This window comes from Mesorhizobium sp. CA4 (genome assembly GCF_020165075.1).
Lineage (GTDB): Bacteria > Pseudomonadota > Alphaproteobacteria > Rhizobiales > Rhizobiaceae > Mesorhizobium.
Window position 1 is genome coordinate 98,878 of the sequence record NZ_JAIUHK010000014.1, and the last position, 17,339, is coordinate 116,216.

The 17,339-nt window shown below is 58.5% G+C and carries 19 protein-coding genes and 1 pseudogene; 18 read left to right on the forward strand and 2 right to left on the reverse strand.

The features are described 5' to 3' along the window. The first annotated feature begins 16 nt into the window (after positions 1-16). The 12 genes and pseudogenes from LB528_RS13965 to LB528_RS14020 all read left to right on the forward strand — a co-directional run bounded on the left by LB528_RS13965 (position 17) and on the right by LB528_RS14020 (position 8,418). The gene (locus tag LB528_RS13965; protein WP_224513555.1) at positions 17-472 is read left to right on the forward strand and encodes a hypothetical protein; all 456 of its coding nucleotides are present in this window, start codon (positions 17-19) and stop codon (positions 470-472) included. Continuing rightward, a complete protein-coding gene (locus LB528_RS13970) occupies positions 472-1,128 on the forward strand; it encodes a fumarylacetoacetate hydrolase family protein (protein WP_224513554.1) in 657 nt (218 codons plus the stop codon). Before LB528_RS13965 ends, LB528_RS13970 begins: the two co-directional genes overlap by 1 nt. Before the next feature lie 334 nt (positions 1,129-1,462). Next, positions 1,463-1,762 carry a DUF2218 domain-containing protein gene (locus LB528_RS13975; RefSeq protein ID WP_224513738.1) on the forward strand — a complete coding sequence of 100 codons (300 nt, stop codon included), beginning with the start codon at positions 1,463-1,465 and terminating at the stop codon, positions 1,760-1,762. 129 nt (positions 1,763-1,891) lie between these two features. Beyond that, positions 1,892-2,812, forward strand: a complete 921-nt coding sequence (locus LB528_RS13980; protein ID WP_224513553.1) for a homocysteine S-methyltransferase family protein — start codon at positions 1,892-1,894, stop codon at positions 2,810-2,812. Next, positions 2,782-3,924: a PLP-dependent aminotransferase family protein gene (locus LB528_RS13985; RefSeq protein WP_224513552.1), complete on the forward strand. Its 1,143-nt coding sequence runs from the start codon at positions 2,782-2,784 to the stop codon at positions 3,922-3,924. Before LB528_RS13980 ends, LB528_RS13985 begins: the two co-directional genes overlap by 31 nt. A 281-nt stretch (positions 3,925-4,205) precedes the next feature. Next, positions 4,206-5,306, forward strand: a complete 1,101-nt coding sequence (locus LB528_RS13990) for an NAD(P)/FAD-dependent oxidoreductase (RefSeq protein WP_224513551.1) — start codon at positions 4,206-4,208, stop codon at positions 5,304-5,306. 237 nt (positions 5,307-5,543) lie between these two features. Continuing rightward, a pseudogene (locus tag LB528_RS13995) lies at positions 5,544-5,747 on the forward strand (Rieske 2Fe-2S domain-containing protein); the annotation flags it as partial. A gap of 121 nt (positions 5,748-5,868) precedes the next feature. Beyond that, entirely contained in the window at positions 5,869-6,786 is a 918-nt protein-coding gene (locus LB528_RS14000; protein ID WP_224513737.1) for an RHO alpha subunit C-terminal catalytic domain-containing protein, read from the forward strand. Then, positions 6,779-7,282 (forward strand): aromatic-ring-hydroxylating dioxygenase subunit beta, encoded by a 504-nt coding sequence (locus LB528_RS14005; protein WP_224513550.1) that lies wholly within the window; start codon positions 6,779-6,781, stop codon positions 7,280-7,282. The genes LB528_RS14000 and LB528_RS14005 overlap by 8 nt, the downstream gene beginning before the upstream one ends. A 24-nt stretch (positions 7,283-7,306) precedes the next feature. After that, a complete protein-coding gene (locus LB528_RS14010; protein ID WP_224513548.1) occupies positions 7,307-7,651 on the forward strand; it encodes a non-heme iron oxygenase ferredoxin subunit in 345 nt (114 codons plus the stop codon). Positions 7,652-7,665: 14 nt separating this feature from the next. Beyond that, positions 7,666-8,109 (forward strand): ABC transporter substrate-binding protein, encoded by a 444-nt coding sequence (locus LB528_RS14015; protein ID WP_318011497.1) that lies wholly within the window; start codon positions 7,666-7,668, stop codon positions 8,107-8,109. Between the two features lie 153 nt (positions 8,110-8,262). Then, complete coding sequence (locus LB528_RS14020; RefSeq protein ID WP_224715256.1) at positions 8,263-8,418, forward strand: hypothetical protein; 156 nt, start codon at positions 8,263-8,265, stop codon at positions 8,416-8,418. 87 nt (positions 8,419-8,505) lie between these two features. Here the strand turns inward: LB528_RS14020 and LB528_RS14025 are convergent, their stop codons facing one another. Together LB528_RS14025 and LB528_RS30420 are read right to left on the reverse strand one after the other, a co-directional pair. Further along, positions 8,506-9,072 carry an FAD-dependent oxidoreductase gene (locus LB528_RS14025; RefSeq protein WP_224513545.1) on the reverse strand — a complete coding sequence of 189 codons (567 nt, stop codon included), beginning with the start codon at positions 9,070-9,072 and terminating at the stop codon, positions 8,506-8,508. A 189-nt stretch (positions 9,073-9,261) separates the two neighbouring features. Next, positions 9,262-9,654 carry an NAD(P)-binding protein gene (locus tag LB528_RS30420; RefSeq protein WP_318011496.1) on the reverse strand — a complete coding sequence of 131 codons (393 nt, stop codon included), beginning with the start codon at positions 9,652-9,654 and terminating at the stop codon, positions 9,262-9,264. Positions 9,655-9,864: 210 nt separating this feature from the next. Here LB528_RS30420 and LB528_RS14035 point away from each other — a divergent pair, with 210 nt between their 5' ends. The 6 genes from LB528_RS14035 to LB528_RS14060 all read left to right on the forward strand — a co-directional run bounded on the left by LB528_RS14035 (position 9,865) and on the right by LB528_RS14060 (position 17,339). Beyond that, positions 9,865-10,854 (forward strand): GlxA family transcriptional regulator, encoded by a 990-nt coding sequence (locus LB528_RS14035; protein ID WP_224513543.1) that lies wholly within the window; start codon positions 9,865-9,867, stop codon positions 10,852-10,854. A 169-nt stretch (positions 10,855-11,023) separates the two neighbouring features. Continuing rightward, the gene (locus LB528_RS14040) at positions 11,024-12,124 is read left to right on the forward strand and encodes an aromatic ring-hydroxylating oxygenase subunit alpha (RefSeq protein ID WP_224513541.1); all 1,101 of its coding nucleotides are present in this window, start codon (positions 11,024-11,026) and stop codon (positions 12,122-12,124) included. A gap of 43 nt (positions 12,125-12,167) precedes the next feature. Continuing rightward, positions 12,168-13,868 (forward strand): thiamine pyrophosphate-binding protein, encoded by a 1,701-nt coding sequence (locus LB528_RS14045; RefSeq protein WP_224513539.1) that lies wholly within the window; start codon positions 12,168-12,170, stop codon positions 13,866-13,868. A 21-nt stretch (positions 13,869-13,889) separates the two neighbouring features. Continuing rightward, on the forward strand, positions 13,890-14,543 hold the full coding sequence (locus LB528_RS14050; RefSeq protein ID WP_224513537.1) for a flavin reductase family protein: 654 nt from the start codon (positions 13,890-13,892) through the stop codon (positions 14,541-14,543). 165 nt (positions 14,544-14,708) lie between these two features. Beyond that, positions 14,709-16,268, forward strand: a complete 1,560-nt coding sequence (locus LB528_RS14055; RefSeq protein WP_224513535.1) for an ABC transporter substrate-binding protein — start codon at positions 14,709-14,711, stop codon at positions 16,266-16,268. Positions 16,269-16,385: 117 nt separating this feature from the next. Further along, positions 16,386-17,339, forward strand: coding sequence for an ABC transporter permease (locus LB528_RS14060; RefSeq protein WP_224513533.1), 954 nt, complete (start codon positions 16,386-16,388; stop codon positions 17,337-17,339).

Genomic DNA, 17,339 nt, shown 5'->3' on the forward strand with positions numbered 1-17,339 from the left:
ATCACAAGAGGAAATCATGAAGGAAACCTGCTGTCTCGTATACGCGCTCGCGCCCGCGTCGATGTCATGGGACGAGTCCAATCTCCGTCTCAATGAGTATCTCCTCGATGAGCAACGCGGGCTCTGCATCGCACATGATCATTTCGCCGACCCGAATGGCGGGTTTGCGGTGTTCCATGTTCGCAACGCCGATGAACGGGCCGCGCTGGACCAGCTAGGTCCGCTGGAAGGGTGGTCGGTCAATATCCATCCGCTGATCTTTGGAACGACCGCGGTCGGGTTCATGCGCCAAAGCGAATTTACCCTTCAACGTTTCCGCGGCGTTTCCGTCGAAGACCTCGCAGGTGAGGAAACGGATGATCCGTCATACTGGTGGAAGTCCGGTGACATGCAGAGCTGGATAAAAAGCGCCTCCAACACTGATGCGCGACTGACAGGAATTTACGGCAGCAAACTGAAGGGTTCGAATTGATGTCTCCGCCAAAGCTGCCGATCGCTCTTCCAGGCAAGATCATCTGCGTTGGGCTCAATTACAAGGACCATGCCGCCGAAGCGAAGGTCGCATTGCCCGAACGCCCACTCCTTTTCGCCAAATGGTCGAATTCCCTCGTCGGCGATGGGGATGCCATCATGTTGCCAGGCACCTCTAGGTGCGTGGATTTCGAAGCGGAATTGGGCGTTGTCGTTGGTCGTCGAGCCAGGAATGTCGATGCGAAGGATGCGCTGAACCTGATTTCTGGCTACCTGTGCGTCAACGATATCTCCGCTCGTGACGTGCAGGTCGAAGATGTCCAGTGGACGCGCGGGAAGTCGTTCGACACATTCTGCCCGATTGGCCCTGCTCTTGTCCCGGCCAGCGCGATCAAGGATCCACAAAAGCTGGCCATAAAGCTGACGCTGAACGGGCAAGCCATGCAAGATTCCAACACCGCCAACATGGTGTTTGGCGTTGCCGAGCTCATAGAGTTCATAAGCAGAGACATCACGCTTGAACCCGGCGACCTGATCGCGACCGGCACGCCTGGAGGCGTCGGCTACTACAAAGACCCGCGCGTTTCTCTCAAGCGAGGCGACATCGTGCAGGTCGAAATCGAGGACGTGGGGGTGCTGACCAACACCGTCACCTGAGGAATCGCAGGGTGCTTTGCTACCAGGTTTCACTGGCCCTGACCAAAGCGGACCTTTGCCAGCATCCTTGTCCAATCTCGACAATCGCATCACGGATTTTGCCGGCACGACAAAAAGCAATCTCGCAAGAGATGATACGTCCGGTCATGAGCAGCACTGGAACAGACCACCATGCCCACGAAAGCGTTCATTTGCCGGTGGACTCAATTGTGCCGGCTAAAGACTCGCCACGGAAGTGGGATCCGCAAGCCCGAGAGCGGCGCTTCGGCCAGCGGACTCTTCGGCTTGGCAAACCCTTCGGCCGGTGTGAACGCGCCGGCCATGCCCAGTGGAGATGATCGTGCCCCTTTCAACTGCCACCGTCCGGACGGAGCGCGGGAGCAGATACCTACAGCAGCTTTGCAAACACTGGTCGCATGGCTACACAGTCAAGTTTGACAGTCTCGAGGGACACATCGATTTCGGCAATGGTCAAAAGGTCGATCTGACCGCCGAAAACAAGGTCCTCAACATAACTGTCACCGACGTTTCGCGCGAAGCCACGAAAGAACTGGCTGGCGTCGTCGTGCATCACTTGCAACGTTTCGCCTTTCGCGAAGATCTGGCCTTGAGATGGAGCGGGCCCTTCGGTTGAGGCCGACGCTTCTGCCAAGCCTCTTGTCCGATTCCGCGCGTTACATGACGAATCCTGCCGAACGCGCGGCGTCTATCTGGCAAGAGATGACATCCATGTCGCAAGCCGTCTGACCATCAAGGGGCAATCATGCAGTCGTCATTTGGGGAAGCTTTTAAGTCCGGCAATTTGCTCATCCTCGATGGTGGAACCGGTACCGAACTCGAGCGTCGCGGCGTGCCTATGCATGACGATGCATGGTCCGCGCTCGCAGCGGTCACGCATCCCGAGATACTGACGGAGATTCATGCCGACTACATTGCGGCTGGGGCAGATATCATTACGACCAACACCTATGCAGCGACGAGCTTCGTGATGGACGGTATTGGTCGTGCCGGCCAATCGCCGGCGGTCATCAGGGCATCCATCGAGTGTGCGAAGGAAGCGCGCGAACGTGCAGGCGCGGCCTGGATTGGCGGCGCGATTTCGGGCATGGCGCCAGGTCTTGACCCTGCCAGGCGCCCCTCACCCGAAAACTCCCGTAAAAGCTTCGCCGAGGCGGCATCGATGCTGGCCGGCGAGGGCTGCGACCTCATCATCCTGGAGATGTTGCGCGATGTGGACTATGCAACCGTCCAGATCGAGGCTGGCAAAGCAACGGGGCTTCCGGTCATGGCTGGAGTTTCGGTCGTCCGGGGCAAGAATGGAGGACTGGTCGGCCGTCCAGACGCTGGGCTCGAGTTCGACCTGCTTGATATCGCAAGCAACATCTCGACGCTCGGTGTCGACATAATTTCTGTCATGCACACCGATCTGGAACTTGTGCTCCCGGCGCTCAAACAGATACGCAGTGTGTGGTCAGGTCCCGTCGCGGCCTATCCGCATTCCGGCCATTTCGTGATGCCCCGCTGGAATTTCAACACGGTTGTTTCGCCCGGGGAGTTCGCATCTCAAAGTCACGAATGGCGGGCAGCGGGATGTCAGATCCTGGGCGGTTGCTGCGGGATAACTCCAGACCATATCAAGGCATTGCGACTTGAATGGACGCCGAGAGCGCATTCCGTCAACTGATGCGCTGGCCGCTGATGTTGAAACGTGCTCACAGGTGGATCGATCGGCGCTTTGGCGGGATGCGACGTTACGAAGAAATCGTTCGACTGATCCAACAACGCATCGAGGCAGGATCTATCGAAGTCGGAGCTCGTCTACCCTCGATTCGCGAGATCAGTGCTCAAACAGGCTACAGCATGGTTACGGTACACCATGCCTATTCTCTGCTGGAAAGCGACGGAGTTATTCGCGCCCGACCCCGCTCAGGCTTTTACCTGCAGCGAGCGCCGCGACCGATGCATGAGTTCGCCCCATTCAGCGATGAGGTCCTGGCGGAAGACCGTAGTCCAAGCGCCATCGCGGACCTGACGTTCAGTATCATGTCGTCGTGGACGAAGCCGGGTCTCGAAACATTCGGTTCGGTTTTGCCGAGCGCGGATCTCTTCCCCGAAGGAGACTTGAAGTATTTCCTGCGCAAGGAGCTGCGGCACAAAGTGATGCGCATGCGCGTACCATCTCCGCCCGAGGGCGAGGCATCGTTGCGCGAGTTCATATCCAAGCGCCTGGTGGAACGCGGTCTTCATGTGGGCACCGAGGGCATAGTTTTGACCCAGGGCGGAGCGCACGCTCTGAATCTGTGCATTGAGACTGTCACGCAACCCGGGGACCTGGTGCTTGTCGAAAGCCCATCTTTTTTCCCTATGCTTGCGGCGCTTCAAAGGCGAAACCTGAGGGCTGTTGAGATCTACTCGCACCCAAAGAATGGGATCGACCCTGACCAATTTGCCTACCTGATGGACAGCAATCCCGTCTCGGCCTGTCTCTTGATGGCTACCCACCACTACCCAACCGGCATCACCTATAGCGATGATGCAATGCGACGCGTTGTTGCCAAAGCAGCGGAGACGCTGTCGCAATACCTTTCGGCACGCAGCTATGATCGTCAGATGCGCCGCACGCGCGAATTGTTGACTTCGCGCATGCAAGGGGACTGGCGCTTATTTCGCAACATTTTCCAGAGAACTGCGCTGTTTCGCGGCCGAGTGGCGGCGTCGTGTGCTGGCTCCGCGGTCCCAAGGCTTTCGACGCTCTCGCAACAGCGAGCCTGGCGCTGCGACATGGTATTGCAATAGCCCCGGGTCCGATGTTCTCGATGACTGACTCGTTCCGAAACTTCGTCGGCCTGAACATGTCCTATCCTTGGACAAAGCTGCGCGAGGAGCGATTGCGGATGATAGGCGCCTTGTTGGCGGACGCCGCCACCACCGCTGCCTAGCCACCATCTGTACTAATCAAATTGGTTGACAACTGTGGCTATCCGTACAGGGCCGTTTCATCAAAGGCCGCGAGGAAACGGCGACAACCTCGCAGCCCTGCGAGAGCGCCTCAATGCCAAAGCGAACCTGCAAATCGCGTGTCCGACTTTCTCATCATTGGCGCTGGTCTGGCCGGCCATCAAGCTGCGCTTGAATTGCGCAAACATGAACCGGGCGCATCTATCACGTTGCTCGGCGATGAGGCCGGACTGCCCTATGACAGGCCGCCGCTTTCGAAGGCTGTGTTGCTTGGCGACTCGAAGGCGTCTCAACGAACCCTTGAAGAGGCCGCCGACTATGATGCCCTGGACATCGACTACCGACCGTCGACCGCTGCTATCTCCATCGATCGGGCGGCGAAGACAGTGGTTACCGACAGAGGCTCAGCTACATACGGGCGTCTGTTGATAACCACCGGCTCGCGCCCACGGCAATTGCCGGCAGCGGTCGAAATCGGCGCCCCAGTTTCTACCTTTCGCACGCTCGCCGACGCCGAACGGCTTAGGCGACACCTGCGCCCGGGGCGATCGATCGTGGTCGTTGGCGGCGGCCTGATCGGACTAGAGGTCAGCGCCGCGGCTCGGGCCCACGGCTGCGAGGTTACCCTCTTGGAGGCCGGTGATCGTTTGGTTGCGCGAGCACTTCCCGAGTTTGCCGGCGCCTGGGTGCTCGATCTGCAAATCCGAAACGGGGTGCATGTCCTGTTCGGCGTCGAAATCCATGAGATCGCGGTAGACGACCAGCAACGAGCGTTGGTGCGGACCAGTCGCGGGGATTTCGTCGCGGACGCGGTCGTGATCGGTATCGGCGTCGATCCGAATAGCGAGATAGCAAAAAGTGCCGGTCTCACTGTCGAAGACGGCATAGTCGTGGACAGACAATGCCGGACATCTGATATCAGCATCTTTGCTGCAGGTGACGTTAGCGCCCACCCAGTCGGAACAACCGGCCGACATCGCCGTGCCCAGTCGTGGCGAACCGCTCAACTGCAACCACTTGTGGCTGCTAAAATCATGGCTTGCGGCAAGGCATCCTATACCGAGGCACCGTGGTTCTGGTCAGATCAGTTCGGTTCGAACCTGCAGATTATCGGTGAGGTTCCACCAGATGCAGACCTGCTGGCGAATGGCGACGTCTCCAGCGATAGATGGTCCGTCATCGCGGTCATCGGCGGCCAAGTGGTTGGGCGGTCTCGGTAAACAGCGGCCGCGATATCTCCATGCTCCGCCGCCCGCTCGCAGATGGGGCTGAGCTGACGAGCGATCTGCTTGCTCGCTTTTCACCGCTGACCCGGCTCGCACCATTTCACGCGAATTTTAGGAGAGGATCGTGACCCATCCTGTCGTGGATGCACGCCGTCTCATCGACGACCGGCCGAGCAGATCTTCCGCGTGCGTAGAGAGGTGTTTCGTGACCCGGCCATTTATGAAATGGAGATGCTGCGCATTTTCGAAGGTACGTGGGTCCTTGTTGGCTTGGAGAGCCAGGTCGCGAAGCGAAACGACTTTTTCACGAGCTTTATCGGTCGCCAGCCAATCCTGGTGACGAGAGACGCCTCGGGCAAGCTGAATTGCTTTCTCAACACCTGCCGGCACCGCGGCGCGATCGTTTGGCCGTTCTCCAAGGGCAATCAGAAGTACCACATCTGTCGTCATCACGGCTGGTCGTACGATAGCGCCGGGAACAACATGAGCATTACCGACGAAGCGGCTGGCCAGTATCCGCAGGAGCTTCACGGAAGAGGAGCACGGCTTGGTTCATGTGCCCCGTTTCGACACCTATCGCGGCTTTCTTTTCGCAAGCCTTTCAAGCGATGTGCCGACCCTCGAAGATTATCTGGGCGACGCAAGACCATTCTTGGACATTGTCGCCGACCAAGCACCGCAAGGCCTCGAATATGTGCCGGGAACGGTTACCTATACGTTCGATGCGAATTGGAAACTGCAATTCGAGAACGGCCTCGATTACTATCATTTCGTTTCCACGCATAGTTCCTACATAGACGTGCTTGGTCGGCGCGGCACCCCAACGGAAATCAAGAGTCGTCTGGCTGCCTTGTTACGAGAAACTTCCCCCGACCGCCAGGGCTCATTCAGCTTCCGCAACGGGCACTCCGTGATGTGGTCGATCCGCGGAGACGAGGACCAGCTTCGGCCGCTCGCCTACGACACGGATGACTTTGAGGCCTTGCAGGCAAACATTGCACCACACCGGTTGCAATGGATGCTACGGCAACGGAATCTGACTATCTTCCCAAACCTGCAAATCATCGACATTTCGTCGCTGCAGTTGCGCACCTGGCGCCCGCTGGCACCAGATCGCACCGAAATGCACTCTCATTGCCTCGAACCGATAGGCGAAGCCGCCAAGGCTCGCGAACTCCGCATCCGTCAGTATGAAGATTTCTTCAACCTCAGCGGCATGGCGACCTCCGATGACAACGTCATGTATGAATATTGCCAGAGCGGTTACGAAGCGCGAGATGCTGGGTGGACACAAGGCTACGCACGAGGGCTAGGAAGCGATCGCGGCGCCTTGGAGCACAGCGGCGACGGCTTTTCGTTTTCACCGCAAGACTGGCGTGAAGGCGACCTGACCTTCGGCGAGACGTGTTTCCACACCGGCTATCGGGAATGGCTCCGGCTGCTGTCTCAAGCCGGAGATCTGCGCAATGTTTGACGCCAGCGCGCGAGAAACCGTGGCCGCAGTGCTCTATCGGGAGGCATTGTGTCTCGACCGCCAAGACTGGGATGCCTGGCTCGCTTTGTACTGCGACGATGTCGAGTATTGGATACCCGCGTGGAAGAGCGAGCACAGCCCGACGGGCGACCCGGCAAGCGAAGGCTCATTGATCTACCACACCAGCCGCAACAGCCTGGCGGAGCGGATCATGCGTATTCGGTCGCGCAAATCGGTCACCGCAATGCCATTACCCCGGACGACGCATCTGACCAGCAACATTCTTGTGGAAGCACAGTCCGAGACGACAATCGAGGCGAACTCTGTCTGGCAAGTTCATGTCTACGATCCAAGGACGGCCAGGCAATACACCCACTTTGGGCGAGTTGAACATCGCCTGCGCAAAGAGGCCGATGGCCAATGGCGTATCGCGCGCAAGAAGACGATCCTCGTCAACGACAGGGTGCCAACTGTGATCGATTTCTACACGTTGTGAGCTTCAACGACGGGATTGGACCCAATGGGATTCGACATTGCGACCGACTGGCATGCTGCCATTCGACTAGACCAACTGCCGGCGGGGGAGATGATTTCGTTCGAGGCCAAGGGCTGTTCGATCGCAATCTACAATGTCGAAGGCGAACTCTACGCCACGCAAAACATCTGCAGCCATGCCTATGCCGTGTTGACCGACGGCTGGCTTGATGGAGAGGAAATCGAGTGCCCTTTGCACGGGGGACGTTTCAACGTCAAATGCGGCAAGGCGCTGACCAGCCCAGCCACAAAAGACATCGCCACATATCCCGTGCGCGTGGTGGACGGAACATCATCGACGGCGTCGATCTCAAGACTGTTTCGCGGCTGAAACGAAATCCGAACGTGCGCGTCGACTCTGTCAAGGGCAATTACCACTACGCGTTCTCAATGTGGACGGACACCGCGCCGTTCAACAACAATGATGTGCGCATGGCTCTAAAACTTGGCATCAATCGCCAGGAATTGATCGACAAGATCCTGTCCGGCTATGGGTCGCTGGGAAACGACCATCCAATCGGCGCAGCCTATCCTGAACACAGTAATGCTATCGAACAGCGCGTTTATGACCCCGACAGGGCGCTTTGGCACCTCAGACAGGCTGGATTAAGCAGTCTCGATGTTCGTGTCAGTGCGGCAGACGCGGCATTTCCTGGTTCCGTCGATGCCGCCACGCTCTATTCGGCATCGAGCAAGAAGGCAGGCATCAACCTGCAGGTCGTGCGCGAGGCAAACGACGGTTACTGGTCAAGTGTCTGGCTCAAGAAGCCGTTCGTGAGTGTATTCTAGGGGGTCGCCACGGCGGGTTCGCAGCTATCGCTCGCATAGGCCTCCGACGGCCCGTGGAACGACACCCATTGGAAGGACGAAAAATTCAACCGGCTGCTGGCGTCATCCAAAGTCGAGCTGGATCCCGCCAGGCGCAAGGAGATTTTTCACGAAATGTCCGTTCTGATACGCGACGATGGCGGCGCAGTGATCCCAATGTTTGCCGATTTCGTGTTGGCCAGCTCCAACAAGGTTGGACACGAAAGGATCGGCAATCTCGCCGGTCCGGACAACTATCGGCTTCTCGAGCGATGGTGGATTGAAGCTTGAGCGGGCGTCTTGATGCCCGGGCGCCCGCCTGGATATCAAGACGCCGGCCAGCCGGCGCCAATGTTTTGTTCGCACTCCCTTGGCGGCTCAAATGCCAGCCTGCTGCAGCAACAAGCCGTCATTGACCTTAATGGCAGTGCCACTGTTGCCGAGCCAGCGAAGCAGTTTCGCCCGCGGCCGCTCAAGAGGACGCAACACGTAGGACTGAACATTCGTATAGAAACGGGCATAGCGCTGTGTCGTGTCTGCGAGCCACCTGTGGCGCAGTTCCCATGCCCGCAACGCCTCGGACAATTCGTTTGCATTGGCGTAATGGCTTGGCGAACTCAACCATGCGCCGAGCGCCCACCCGTCCGCCATCGCAAGGCCACCCCCCTGTCCGAAATGCGGTGCCATGGCGTGTGCGGCATCGCCGATGATGGCGACACATCCATCCGTCCACCTGGCGCAGCGGACGTCTATCAGCTGACGTCCAACCGGCTTTGCATTCGCCAGCGCGTAAACCATTCGCCTTAATGCCGGAAACGCTCTCGCCCAGCGCTCCGCGTCATACCAGTCGGCATTGTCGATCTTGTTTGGAGCCGGCAGAGAGAGCCAAATTCCCAGTTGCCGGGCTGATGCCAGCCATAGCCTATACGCAATGACGAGGCCCAATGCTCGTAGATCACCTTGGGTGCGATGGCATCGTCGTCGAAATCAATAACCTCGCGCATCAGAAGATGTCCCATCGGTCGTGAGCGCGCGCCAAAGTCCCGAGACCCGCGGACTCTAGAATGGACACCGTCAGCGCCGATCACCAAGTCTGCCACGCAGGCGGTGCCATCTCCAAGCGACACCGAGCAATCATCCGGCACACAGGTTACGCGCGCGCTGGTACTGATTTTCACTCCCACCCTTCGCTCCCGCCTCGACAAGCGAACGGTGCAGCTCAGCGCGTGGCAGCCAATGAAGTCTCCCGGTGGAACCTAGGCGAGGTCCCCCACTCTGGATCACCGTTCCATCGTGACCAATCATTTCCCAGTATTCGACATCGGTGCCACTTGCGAGGACCTCGTCGAGGGCACCCAATCGGCCGAGCGTCGTGAGAGCCATTTCGCCCAGCCAGATGCAGGCGCCGTCTTCCCGCAGTTCATCGCCCTGCTCGAAGACTTCGACGGCCCAGCCTTCCATGGCCAAGGACGTCGCCGCCGCCAACCCTCCGAGGCCCGCGCCCGCAATAGCCGCTTTTCCCAACACGACAATCCCTCCCCAGAATGCGCCTGAACCCACCGCTCGCCTTACAAGCAGTCGCTGCGAATGCTAATATTCCCTTTGATGACGCAAATCCGACTTGCCGTTGGGATAGTGGCTGCCTGACAATGCGAGAATGTGCGGGATTCGACAAAGGTGCATAGAAAGTCCACCCTCACGAGACGCGTAGCGATTATGTAGCGAGGTCCCCCCTGTATGAACGGAGTCAAGGAAAGCGATTCGTCCCCGACGATGCGATTTGGCTTCCTGTTCATTCCAGGCATGAATCTCGCCTCAGCAACCATGTCGATCGATGTGCTGAGGGTCGCCAACAGATTGTGCAATCGACCTATCTACGAGTGGTCATCGATCTCCGAGGATGGGGCGCCCGTCGAGGCAAGCAATCATCTTGTCGTCAAGCCCGATTTTGCCCTTTCCAACGCACCGCAGTTTGATTTCATAATTGTCTGCGCGAGCTTCTTGGCCGAACGCGCGCAGACCCCGAAAATGCGGAGCTACTTGCGAAAGGCAGCCTATGCCGGGAGTTACATTGGCGGAATCGGGACCGGTTCGTATGTCCTGGCGGACGCCGGGCTTCTCGATGGCTACCGCTGCACCATCCACTGGGAAAATCTCCCTGCGTTCACGGAGCGATATCCAGATCTCGATGTCACCGACAGAATCTACGAGATCGACCGCAAGCGAATAACATGTGGCGGCGGCTCGGCGTGCCTCGATCTCTTCTTGCACATTACCGCAGCACATCTAGGCACCGACGTGGCCTTGGAAATTGCGGATCAAATGCTGCTGGAGCGTATCCGCACGTCGGGGGACTTCCAACGCAAGGCCAGGATCCGGTCAGCCGAGCAAAAGTCTGGGGTGCTGGCGAGCGCCGTTAAAATCATAGAGAGCAACCTTGAGCAGCCGCTTTCGATAGAGCAACTTGCCAGTCGCGTGTCGATAAGCCAACGCCAGCTGGAGCGCCTGTTCCATCGCGAGTTCTCCATGTCGCCCAGCCAGTTCTATACAAAGTCGAGGCTCAACAGAGCTCGCACACTGCTGACCGAAACGGCACTTCCGGTGAGTGAAATAATGGTGGCATGCGGGTTCGGCTCGCAGAGCAATTTCTCGCGCGTCTATCGCCACTTCTTTGGTCATTCACCGACGTCGGCGCGTCGATCTTTGTCTTCAAAGCCCGATTTGTAATTGCATGGCACTTTCGTAGATTTTCGGGACAGAAGCGCGGCTGCGTCGAAATCCGCAAGGCGCAAGTCGAAAGCCGCAGTGCTAGCTTGGGTGAAACCGAAGAAGCGTTACTCCGATAAGAGGGTCTTTGCAAAACCGGACTGGCGAGCGACCTGCCTCGGAGGAAGCTATGTATGAACGCTTGAGCACTATCGAATGCGACAACGAGAATATTGCCATCAAGCGCGGGCTTCCGAAGCGATGGTACGTCGACAAGGCGGTCTTCGATGTCGAGCGCGAGGAGATATTTGCAAAGGCGTGGATTTGCGTTGGGCACGTGTGCATGGCCGAAAAGCCAGGTGACATGTTTGTCCATAAATTGATCGACCAGGAGATTTTGATCGTTCGCACGGCTAAGGGTGAGCTGAAGGCCTACTACAACGTCTGTCAGCATCGCGGCCATCGGTTGATCAGCCAGCCAGGCACTCAAAGGCGCATGACTTGTCCCTATCACGCCTGGACCTACGACCTCGACGGCAAGCTGGTGCGTGCGCCGGGGTCGGAGAATATGAATTTCGATCAGACTTGCGTTCAGCTTCGAGGCGTACGTCTCGAAACCATGTGCGGGATGATCTTCGTCAATCTTGATCCGGATGCCCCCACTGTTCGCGACGTATTCGGCGACGTCGAGAAAGAGATCCTGGCCCACAAGCCCAATGTCGAAGACCAGCAGCTGGTTCGTGACAATCCTTATCCGCACGCCTGCAACTGGAAGGCCTCGGTTGAGAATTTCGCCGAGTGCTACCATTGCGGCCCTGTGCATAAATACCTGACCGACAACGTTATTGATCCCGACAGCTACAAGGTCTGGGGCGAGCGCCTCGTGCAGCGTCATGAGGTCAAGACACTTGGTAACAAGGGCACACAGATCATCTGGCACTTCTGGCCGAACACGGCGATTGGGCTTTATCCCATTCCCGACTATGGCATGACACTTTGCATTCGGCATATGTATCCGATCGACGTGGACAACGCGATCTACTGGTACCGCTGGTTTGTCGACAAGGGCGCCGACCCCTCGACGGTGCTGGAATACTCCTATCTTCATGAACGCACCACGGGCGCTGAAGATGGCGAGGTGGCGGCAGGCGTCCAGATCGGAATGAAGAGTGACGGCTTCGAAAAGGCTTACCTTTTCGCCAACCCCAAACAGGGCAGCAGTTCGGAACACGTCATTGCCTATTTTCAGGATCTCGTGCGCGCCGCCGTCAGTCCGCGGCTGACCGAATAACGCCTTCACATCGACAACAACAATTCATCTCACGGGGAATTTCATGACTCGTATGACCGGGGCACGCTGCCTCACCGATATGCTTGCAGGCTACGGCGTTACTCACATCTTCATGGTTCCGGCTGTGTTGCGCCGCAGCATGGCGGAAATGGAACGTCGAACAAGCATCGATATCCTCCACACGCATGGCGAGAAAGCGGCCGCGTACATGGCAGATGGCTTTGCGCGCGCCTCCGGCAGGGTCGGCGTATGCATGGCTCAGCAGACGGGCGCGCTCAACTTGGCCGCCGGCTTGCGCGATGCCTATCTTGCGCGGGCGCCCATCGTTGCCTTTACCGGCGGCAGCCGGCCAGAATTGCAGTACCGGGGACTCTACCAAGAGGCTGAGGACCTCAAGGCATTTGATCCCTATGTCAAGTTCAATGCCGCGATCAACCACGTCGAGCGCTTCCCGGATCTGGTGCGTCAGGCGTTTCGTGCCGCGACCACTGGCAACCCCGGCCCGGTGCACCTTCAGGTGTGGGGGCAGGAAGGTGAAATTGATCGCGAGGAAGGTGATCTGGATACTGTCGTTGAGCCGAGGCACGCCTCTGTCACGCCCTTCCGGCCGCTGGCGGACCCGGCATTGCTCCAGACAGCGACCAGGGAACTCCAAAAAGCGCTTCGTCCGGTCATCATTGCAGGCGGAGGAGTGCATCACTCGGGCGCAGGTGCGGCGCTGATCGCCTTCGCCGAGCGCGCGGGCATTCCGATCGCCATGTCAATGAACGGCAGGGACCAAGTTCCTGACAATCACCCGCTGGCAATAGGCGTGGTTGGCACCTATTCTCGCCGCAATGCCAACCAGGCCGTTGCGGCGGCCGACCTCGTCATCTTTGCGGGCTCATCGGCGGGCAGCATGGTGACCAACTTCTGGCGCCTGCCGAAGCCGAATACCAAGACCATCCAGATCGACATCGATGGTGCCGCCATCGGGCGCAACTATCCCACCGAAATCGGCATCCAGGCCGACATCCGAGAGACCTTCAAGGCATGGCTCCCGCTGGTGCCGGAAACCTTGGCGGCGCGATTCTCTGATTGGCGCAAGGCGGTTGCCGACAACAAGGAATCGTGGTTCCGCGAGCGCGCCGAAAAACTCGCCTCGGATGCCGTCCCGATCCGACCGGAGCGGATCTGCTCGGAGCTTACGCGTCTTTTGCCTGACGACGGCATTTTGTGCGTCGATACCGGGCATGCTGGCATGTGGATGTCTTCGATGTTCGACATCCGCACCAACACGCAAACCTATATCCGTAGCGCCGGGCATCTTGGCTGGGCCTTTCCGGCCGGCCTTGGCGCGCAGTGTGCTTGCCCCGACCGTCCGGTGATTACGTTCACAGGCGATCTCGGTCTCTGGTACCATATCGCGGAAATTGAAACGGCGGTTCGCAAGAACATTCCTGCCGTGACCATCGTCAACAACAATCGGTCGGGAAACCAGTCGATGCGAGGGTTCTCGATTGCCTATGAGGGCAAGCCGACGGAAAAATCGAGGGAACTTTGGGTCCATACCGAGGTGGACTTCGCGCGAATTGCCGAGAATATGGGCGCGGTGGGAATGCGCGTTGACAAACCCGCGCATCTTGCGCCAGCGATCGAGAAAGCCGTCTCGTTGAGGAAGCCGGTCGTGATCGACGTTGTGACCGACATCGAGGCGACCGCGCCTTTGGCCTGGGACGATTCGGGCTGGGTGCAAAAATACTGATTGCGGCATCGGATGATGGACATGGCCGAAGCAGACTTCACCGTCACGCCCGCTCAGTGGGATACCAAGCAAATCTATTATCTTCATGCCTCGATCGTAACGCCTCGTCCGATCGCCTGGGTCGGCACGGTCTCGGCTGACGGAAAAGACAACCTCGCGCCGCATTCCTATTTCAATGCGATAGCTGACGACCCGCCCTATCTGATGTTTTCCATCGAGGGCGAGACGGATACCTATCGCAATCTCCTCGAGGTGCCGGAGTTCACGGTATCGGTCGTAACCGAGGAGATGGCGGAAAGGATGGAACTATCGGCGGCGTCGATGCCGCGAGGCGAGAGCGAGTTCGATTGGGCCCAGGTAGAACGTGGAGCATCGATCGACATTCGTCCGCCTCGGGTAGCGCAATCCCCAGCGTCGATGGAATGCCGCGTCGACCGCATCATTGATGTGGGGCGGCGCAACCATGTCGTTATCGGCGCGGTCGTCCGCTATCACATCATGGGCAGCGTTTGGCGCAACGGACGAGTTTCTCCAGAACGTCTCAAGCCTCTTTGCCGCTTGGGTGGTCGGTATGCGACCCTGGCGGCTACATTCAAGATGCCCCGCCCCGGTTGGGAGGATATCCGGGGACATTCCGGCGATCCTGAAAAACTTGTCAGCCGGCTCTTCGACTAGCCATCATAACGGACATGGCGGCGGACGCCAACTTCATTAGTTGTCGGTTTGGGAAAAAAGGCCGTCGAAATATGCCCTGACGTCGGCCTGCCGCGGCAGCAATATCGTGGCGCAGTCGCAAATTCGACTGCATGTGAAAAAACAAAAAACCAATGGGAGTCACATATGTCCAACAATAGGCCGGTTGCCGGTCGCGGCATCACACGGCGCACGTTTGCCATGGGTCTTGGCGCCGTCGCTTCCTATGCCCTGCTCAATAGTCCGCGGACGGCGCGCGCTGCTGAGCCGAAGCAGGGCGGTCGGCTTCGCATCGGCATCGCCCGGGGCGATACATCCGACAATCTCGACCCAAGCATCCTGAACAACACCCATCCGATCAACATAACTTGGCAATTGCGCAACAATCTGGTCGAGATCGGTGCAAGTTCGGAGGCGGTTCCTGAACTGGCAGAAAGTTGGGAGCCATCCAAGGACGCCAAGATATGGCGCTTCAAGCTGCGCAAGGGCGTGACATTCCACAACGGCAAGGCCTTCGATGCCGAGGACGCCGCCTATTCGATCAACTATCATATTCGGCCGGACAGCAAGTCAGGCGCTGCTGGATTCCTGGCGGATGTCGAGTCCGTCAAAGCGGACGGGTCGGACACCCTCGTCATCACACTCAAAAACGGAAACGCCGACCTGCCCTACATGCTAGGCGACTACCACCTGCAAATGGTCCCTGCCGGCACGACGAATTTCTCTGATGGAATGGGCACGGGCGGCTATACGCTCGTGGAATACGAACCTGGCGTGCGCGCGCTTGTGAAGCGAAATCCCAACTACTGGAAGGCCGGCCGTGCGCATGCCGACGAGATCGAAACGCTCGTGATCGCCGACGACAACGCCAGAACCACGGCTTTGCGCACCAATCAAATCGACGTCATGAACGCGGTCGACCTGAAGACCATCGGACTGCTGAAGCGGGTGGCCGAGGTCAAGATCCTCGAGATGACCGGCAAGAAGCACTACACGCTTCCGATGCTCACCAACCACGCGCCATATGACAATCCTGACGTGCGCATGGCACTCAAGCTTGCCATCAATCGCCAGGAGCTTCTGGATAAGGTCCTGGCCGGCCACGGCGCGCTCGGCAACGATCAACCGATCGCTTCGTCGAACCGCTTCGTTGCGCACTTGCCGCAGCGTGAATATGACCCGGATCAGGCTCGTTCATTGATGAAGAAGGCTGGCATGGAGAACACCGTCTTCCAATTGCACGCCGCCGATGCAGCGTTCGCCGGCGCCGTCGACACCGCCACCTTGTTTCAAGCCCACGCGGCTGCGGCGGGGATCAAGATCGACATCGTTCGCGAACCCAACGACGGCTACTGGTCAAACGTCTGGCGCAAGAAGGACTTTGCCATGGCGTACTGGAGCGGGCGACCGACGGAGGACTGGATGTTCAGTTCAGCCTATCAGACAGGCGCAAGCTGGAACGACAGCAACTGGAGCAATCCCCGTTTCGACGAGGTCATCAAGCTCGCCAGGGCCGAACTTGACGACAGCAAGCGCGCGGACCTCTACAAGGAAGCGCAGCTGCTCGTCCGTGATCAGGGAGGCGTGATCATCCCGATGTTCGCCAATGACGTTATCGCCCACCGTCAGAACGTCATGTACGATAAGCCGTCGGCTGCCTGGGAACTCGACGGACTGCGGTGCGGCGAGCGTTGGTGGCTCGCCTGAGAATGCCGGGCTGAAAAGCTATCTGCCTTGTGATCGATTCGGCTGGACTGGGCGCCGGTCGTTTCGGTCATTTGGGCATCTGATCCGGCCGAGCGAAGCGAACCTGGACCTTAAAAAATGCTCCTACGTCTGATTTTGATGCGCCTGTTCTGGGGGGTCGTGACGCTTTTTGCCGTTTCGATCCTGATCACGCTGATGGTAAATCTGCTCCCCGGAGATATCGCCCAGGAACTGCTCGGTCAGAGCGCGACGCCCGACACGGTGGCGAGCTTGCGCAATCAGCTCGGACTGAACCTGCCGTTGCATGAGCGATATTTTACGTGGCTTTGGGCTGTCCTGCACGGGGATCTGGGCAAGTCACTGGCGAACGGCCGTCCGATCGCGGACCTGTTGGCGGCGCGTATCGGCAACACGCTCTTCCTTGCGAGCGTCGCTGCGGTGATCGCCATCCCGGTGTCGCTGGCTCTTGGTCTCTTGACTGCCTTGTACAGGAATGGCGCTTTCGACCGTCTCGCCAATATTGCGACGCTCAGCGCCATTTCCCTACCGGAGTTCTTCATAGCCTATTTGCTTATCTTCTTCCTGGCTGTGAAGCTGGAGATCTTTCCGAGCATTTCCAACATAGTCGATCCGGCAATAAGCCTGTCGGAAAGGCTCGACAAGACTCTCCTGCCCGCCTTGACATTAACATTGGTGGTGGCCGCCCACATCATGCGCATGACACGCACCTCGATCATCAATGTCCTGGCCAGTCCCTACATCGAGATGGCCAGGCTCAAGGGAGCCTCGCCCCGTAAGGTGATCACGTTTCATGCACTGCCCAACGCAGTGGCGCCGATCGTCAACGTCGTCGCCTTGAACCTGGCCTACCTCGTGGTGGGCGTGGTGGTGGTCGAGGTGGTGTTCGTCTATCCGGGCATGGGCCAGTTGCTCGTCGATTCCGTTGCCAAGCGCGATCTGCCGGTCGTGCAGGCCAGCGCCCTGTTGTTCGCGGTGATCTACATCGTTCTCAATCTGCTCGCCGACATCGTCTCCATGGTGGGCAATCCTCGCGTCCTTCATCCACGTTGA